Annotated in this window: 3 protein-coding genes; 1 reads left to right on the top strand and 2 read right to left on the bottom strand. The window is 67.9% G+C overall.

Features of this window, described 5'->3' with window-relative positions:
* Positions 1 to 1,574, top strand: a 1,574-nt coding sequence (locus FJV41_RS48035; RefSeq protein WP_220137965.1) for a polysaccharide lyase 6 family protein, incomplete at its 5' end; no start/stop codon positions are given.
* An 87-nt stretch (positions 1,575 to 1,661) separates the two neighbouring features.
* Here the strand turns inward: FJV41_RS48035 and FJV41_RS48040 are convergent.
* Both FJV41_RS48040 and FJV41_RS48045 read right to left on the bottom strand, forming a co-directional pair.
* Complete coding sequence (locus FJV41_RS48040) at positions 1,662 to 3,614, bottom strand: alginate lyase family protein (protein ID WP_181791471.1); 1,953 nt, start codon at positions 3,612 to 3,614, stop codon at positions 1,662 to 1,664.
* Positions 3,615 to 3,711: 97 nt separating this feature from the next.
* The coding region (locus FJV41_RS48045) for an MbnP family copper-binding protein (protein WP_141649339.1) at positions 3,712 to 4,611 on the bottom strand (900 nt) is incomplete at its 5' end.

Below are 4,611 nucleotides of genomic sequence, written 5' to 3' on the forward strand. Positions count from 1 at the left end.
ACCCCACACCTGGCACTGGCGAGCCAGACCCCACACCCGGCACCGGCGATCCTGACCCTACCCCTGGCACCGGCGAGCCTGACGCCGGCACCCCTCCCACGACCGACCCCGGGCCTGTCATCCCCGACCCGACGGACCCCGAGCCTCCTGTAACCACTCCGCCCGAGCAGGTCGATGTCCTGCCCACCCCCAAGCGGACGCTCAGCGCACGCAACCTCAACGAGCTGCGGAGCATGATTGCGTCCGCCCTCCCGGGGGACCGCATCGAGCTCGCCGACGGCGCCTACACCAACGCAGACCCCATCGAGGTGTCGGTCCAGGGCACGGAGAAAGATCCCATCGTCATCACCGCGAAGACCGTGGGTGGGGCGAGCATCGGCGGCGCGTCGAGCTTCCTCGTGGAAGGTGCCTCCCACGTCATCCTTCGGGGCTTCAAGCTGACGCATGCGGTGGAAGAGGGAGACGTCGCGCTGAGAATCGTCGGCTCGACCCATGTCCGCTTCACCCGGAACGAGTTCGCCATCAAGGACACGACGTCCATCAGCACCTGGATGCGGCTGGAGGGCGCGGGCAGCGCCAACAACCGCATCGACCACAACCACTTCCACGACAAGAAGAGCTCCAACGTCTTCCTCGCCGTCTATGGCGATGCGCCGAATGGAAGCACGGGCATGTCGCAGAACGACCGCATCGATCACAACTTCTTCCAGAAGCTGACCCTCGACACCGAGGGAGGCGAGTGCCTGCGAATCGGCGACAGCAAGCGCGGCCCCATCAGCGCGCATACCGTCGTGGAGGCCAACCTCTTCGAGGAGTGCAACGGTGACCCCGAGGTCATCTCCAACAAGAGCTCGGAGAACGTCTTCCGCGGCAACACCCTGCGCAACAACAAGGGCTCGCTGGTGCTGCGCCACGGCAACAAGAACGTGGTGGATGGCAACTTCATCCTGAACAACGCGGGGGGTCTGCGCATCTACGGCCACGACCACCTCATCACCAACAACTACATTGAAGGCAGCACCGGCACGGGCGCCCAGGGCACCATCGTCCTCAGCAGCGGCTGCACCGAGGAGGACACGGGCCTCGGCACCGACTGCAGCGTCGCAAACCGGGTGACCGTGGCCTTCAACACCCTGGTGGGCAACGGGCCGACCCACCTGGTCATCGGCGCCTCTGATTCGCGCCGGCCCATTCCGGCCCGGGATCTGCGCGTCGAGAACAACCTCCTCGTCGGTGAGCAGGGCGCGTTGGTGGACTTCGAGCGGGCTCCGGATGGCTTCACTGCCACCGGCAACGTGCTCTGGGGCGCGGCCTCGCCCGGCGACATCCCGTCCGCGGGCTACGTCCGGGCGGACCCCAAGCTGGTGCGCGCGACGGATGGCCTGCTGCGTCCCACCGCCGCGAGCCCGGTGATTGGCGCGGCGCGGCCCTCCACTGGCACCCAGCCCCCCACCACGGACATGGATGGACAGGCGCGCACCGGCGCGCTGGACGTGGGCGCGGACCAGACCGTGAGCGGAGCGGGCCCGCGACGTCCGCTCACCTCCGCGGACGTCGGACCTCTGGCGCCCTGAGCAGAGCGCCAGAAGGTCCTGAACGAAGCAGGGGCTCGCCAGACAGAGGGAGCCCCTGCCTTTGTCGTGGACCCCTGGACGAACGGCTCAGGGCGAGCCGGGAGAGCCTGCATTCTCCCGCGCACAGGACTCGGGTGCGGCGGTGACCGTGACGGCCTCGTCCGCTTCGGCGGGCCGCTGCACCCGGATACGATAGCCACGACCCGCGGCACAGGCGTGTACGTCGACCCCCTCCTGCAGCGGCACGGCTGAGACATAGGCCGGCGACAGGGCGTTCAGTCCACTCGTGAAGAGGGTCGCGTAGTGCGCCTGCGTGCCTTCGCGCGGGTAGATGAGCACCGTCGACGCCTTGCGCACCTCGTAGTCCTCCGAGTACCAGCCGTCATACGGCCTGGTGGCCCCGCGCACGGTGGAGACGGACAGGCCGTCTGGCAGGGCCTGGGTGACCTGGAGGACGCGCTTGCCCTTCGGGTCGGTGACGAAGGCGGAGACGCCCTGCGTGGCGACGGTGAGGTCCGGCTGGAACTGCCAGCGCTGCTCGAAGCGGTGCGAGTCCTCCGACAGGAGCCGGTCCACCACCAGGACGACGTCCTTCTCCAGCAGCATGACCGCGCGCCAGTGACGCACCCCTTCGTACAGCGCGTGGAAGCCTGACTGGTAGAGCCACTGTCCCCCCTGTGCGGTGAGGCTGGGGCTGGCGTGCCCGTCGCGCTGGTCCAATCCGTCCACCGTCACGGTGTTGTGGGCGCGGGTGCTGCGGAAGTAGGCCTCCTCCTCTCCCGGCTCCTCGGTGAACATCCCGGAGTCCGTCAGCAGCGTGCGTCCGGCCGAGTAGAGGACCACGTTGAGGGCGTCCAGGTGGCTGTGGTCCGTGCGGTAGGGCCCCGTGTCGAACACCAGGTGCGTCTGTGCCTGGTAGTCCAGGGCGGTGTCGAACGAGGAGCGCAGCACGGCCACGCCGGAGCTCGCGAAGAAGGCGAGGCGCTCGGTGGGCGCGGTGCCACACATGCCCGCCGTCAGCATGTGGCCCAGTTCAGGGAAGGCCGCGCCCATCCGCGCGAGCAACACCGGTTGGTGCTTGCGCACCAGCAGACGCTGGCTCGCCCCGAGCATGGGGATGCGCCCGTCGGGCTGCACCACGTAGGAGGCGAAGCGGGCCATCCGCTCCAGTACTTCCCTGACGAGAGGAGACATCTCCAGGCCGTACGTCTGGGCCCACTGCGAGAGCTGATACACCTGGGTGAAGACGTAGAACTGGTAGTAGGCGGAGTTCTCGATGATGAAGCCGTCCGAGCCGATGATATCCGTGAGCAGGTCGTCGTAGCGCTCCAGCGCCAGCTCGCGCCAGCGCGGCGCATCCTTGAAGTGCGGGAAGTTCTCCGCGATGAGCAGCAACGCCGCCGCTTCGGCGAACCCGTGGTTGAAGCCCGCCTCGAAATGCTTCGGGTCCTCCAGGAAGCGCGCATCCTCGATGATGAGCCATTCGAGCAGCGTCGTGTCCTGCCAGGAGAGAGCGTCCGCGTGCTTGAGCTTCCAATACGAGTTGACGAGCACCATGGCCCGGTAGGCCGTGCCGTGCTTGTCCTCGCTGAAGACGGAGTTCTTCTTGTTCGCGGCGAAGCTCCTGAAGATGTCCATGAGCTTGTCGCGGTAGCGCCCGTCTCCCGTCTCCCGGAAGGCCCACAAGAGATGGGCGGTGGGCCGCAACCCGTAGAAGACGTAGCGCCAGAACTTCTCGCCGTAGGGGTCCTCCGTCCAGGTCAGCGGCTGGGGCAGGCGGACCGGCTCGAACCGGGGAACGGACCAGGTGTCCTTGAGGAGGAGGTCCGCGAGCTCCAGCTCCCCCTCGTCCAACCACAAGTAGGCCACCTCTTTACCGAAGACATGGCCCTGCACCACGCACGCGCTGCCCTCGCAGCCCTTCTGCTCCACCGGGTTCGCATCCTCGCGCCCGCAGGCGATGTTCAGCACCTGCGCCGAGTCGAGTTCGTGCGACGGCTCCTTCTCAGTCCCGCAGTGCGTGAGCAGTACGAGGAGCAAGGCACCTTCCACGGCTCTCCATCCCAATCGTCGCGCCATGTCTCATCACTCCGTTGCAAGTCGGCGAACAGTCCGGTCCAGGCGAGCCTCGCCGGACCTATTCCACACGGATGAAGGCGTCCGTGCCGCCGAGCACCCTGGGTCCGCGGCCGAGCCCGACCTGCGGGAGCAGCGCGGCACACTCCGGGTCCCCGGCGCTGGAGAAGCACCCTGGGACAGGGTCCGTCAGCCCGTCCCCGGAGCTCTCGAAGTCCGTGTGCGCGAAGAGCGCGGCCACGTCGAAGACGACCCGGCTGCGCCCTGGCACGAAGCCCGTGAGGAGGATGGTGCTCTGATTCTCCGCGCTGCAGTCGACGCCGATGTCCGGCGTCCCGGTGCAGCCGTCGGCGCGGACGTGGAAGACATAGGCCCTGTTGCCACCCGAGCGCACGTCGAGCCGGAGGTACCTGTAGCCGTACGTCCAGCTCCACCACATGCTGGGGTCGTTCAGCGGTGGGTCGGCCCACTCCACATTCCTGTGGTTGAGCTCGCGAGGAACCCCCAGCGTGAACTCCACGCCGGTGTAGTCGTCGAAGTCAGGCACGACGCCGACCACCTCGGTGCGGAGTTCCGGGCTGCCCGTGTTGCAGGTGCCGGTGCCGTCCTCGAAGTCGAGCAGGGCGATCGTCTTGCGCTGCCAGCGCCCATCCTGCGCCAACACCAGGGGGAAACGGTCCCCGTTCTTGCGCACCAACGCGACGTCATGGACGTACGCCTTGAAGTCCAGCAACTGGAGGCTGGTCCCCGAGGCACCGACCTTCTCGTAGCTCGCATCGCAGCGCAGGGGCTCGCCGCGCACCTGGGCGGCGAACTGGACCGAGACCTGACGCTCTCCCATGCAGGCGAGCAGGAGCACGGGCGCCGCGAGCACGAGCAGCCGAAGGCGCCCTCCGCCCTCCAACGCGGCCCGCGCGATGGTGCCGACGCGCGGCGCAAGCCGTCCCGCCTCCCCGCTCCC

Origin of the sequence: Myxococcus llanfairpwllgwyngyllgogerychwyrndrobwllllantysiliogogogochensis, from assembly GCF_006636215.1 — a bacterium.
Taxonomy (GTDB): Bacteria; Myxococcota; Myxococcia; order Myxococcales; family Myxococcaceae; genus Myxococcus; species Myxococcus llanfairpwllgwyngyllgogerychwyrndrobwllllantysiliogogogochensis.